We start from the raw sequence: 1,164 nt of genomic DNA on the forward strand, positions 1-1,164 counted from the left end.
AAAGGCCGTGCTCACCGAAACCATGGACACGGTCAAGCACAACCTGACCGCGATGAACAGCGAGATCAAGCACCTGGCCGGCGCGGCGGCCGCAGGCGACTTCAGCGTGCGTGGCGATACCGAGCGCTTCCAGTACGACTTCCGCCTGATGGTCGAGAGCCTCAACCAGTTGATGGCCACCGCCGACGGCAACCTGCAGGCGTTGTCGGCACTGCTGCAGTCCATCGCCGCCGGCGACCTGACCGCGCGCATGCACGGCCAGTTCCAGGGCGTGTTCGCCACCATGCGCGACGATGCCAACGCCACCGCCGAACAGCTCGCGGCGATCGTCGCGCGGATCCAGACCGCGGCAGTCAGCATCAACGGCGCCGCCAGCGAGATCGCCGCCGGCAACGACGATCTGTCGCGCCGGACCGAACAACAGGCCGCCAGCCTCGAAGAAACCGCCGCGTCGATGGAGGAACTGACCTCCACCGTCAAGCAGAACGCCGAGCACGCCCGCCAGGCCAACCAGCTCGCCACCGGTGCAGCCACGGTTGCCTCGCAGGGCGGCGCGGTGGTCGGCCAGGTGGTCGAGACCATGAGCGGGATCGAGGCGTCCTCGAAGAAGATCGCCGACATCATCAGCGTCATCGACGGCATCGCCTTCCAGACCAACATTCTTGCCTTGAATGCGGCGGTGGAAGCGGCGCGTGCCGGCGAACAGGGCCGTGGCTTCGCCGTGGTCGCCAGCGAAGTGCGCACCCTCGCCCAGCGCTCGGCCAACGCCGCCAAGGAGATCAAGGGTCTGATCGACGACTCCGTCGGCCGTGTCGCCCAGGGCTCGGCGCTGGTCGACCAGGCGGGCAAGACCATGCAGGAGATCGTGACCTCGGTGCAGCGCGTGACCGACATCATGGGCGAGATCGCCGCCGCTTCGCAGGAACAGTCCGCCGGCATCGAGCAGGTCAACCAGACCGTCACCCAGATGGACGAGACCACCCAGCAGAACGCCGCGCTGGTCGAAGAAGCCACCGCCGCCGCACGTTCGATGGAAGAACAGGCCGGCCAGCTGAGCCAGGCCGTGGCGGTGTTCAAGATCGAGGCGAGCAGCGCCCCGCTCGGCCATCCGGCTGTCCCCAGCGCACCGAGCCGCCCGGCCGCCCGGTCGGCGGCCAAGCCCGC

At 68.5% G+C, this 1,164-nt stretch carries 1 protein-coding gene; it reads left to right on the top strand.

Annotated features, from left to right (window positions below; genetic code table 11):
• A partial coding sequence (locus D588_RS28590; protein ID WP_017916861.1) for a methyl-accepting chemotaxis protein occupies positions 1-1,164 on the top strand: 1,164 nt, incomplete at both ends.

Source organism: Xanthomonas sp. SHU 308 (assembly GCF_000364645.1).
Taxonomy (GTDB): Bacteria; Pseudomonadota; Gammaproteobacteria; order Xanthomonadales; family Xanthomonadaceae; genus Xanthomonas_A; species Xanthomonas_A sontii.